Consider the following 225-nt stretch of genomic DNA (forward strand, 5'->3'; position numbering starts at 1 on the left):
AACACGCCCTGCCCGCCCAGGTCCTTGCGGTAGTGGGTGCCCAAGGCGCCTGGGATGGGCGGCGGATAGATCAAACGATTGAACGGCGCCGGTCCCGTCAGACGGAAATAGACGCCCTTGCCCAGGTGACGCGCGGGAATGTCGCCGACCGGATAGCCCTCGATCCGGGCCGCGACGGATTGGGCCGACAGCCCCGGAGCAGTGACCAGCAGGCGGCTGGTCAAG

General features: G+C 68.0%; 1 pseudogene. It reads right to left on the minus strand.

The annotated features are described in order from the left end of the window. Window positions 1–225: pseudogene (locus B2U11_RS07875) on the minus strand (FAD-dependent oxidoreductase); the annotation flags it as partial.

This window comes from Brevundimonas sp. UBA7534 (genome assembly GCF_002479325.1).
GTDB lineage: Bacteria > Pseudomonadota > Alphaproteobacteria > Caulobacterales > Caulobacteraceae > Brevundimonas.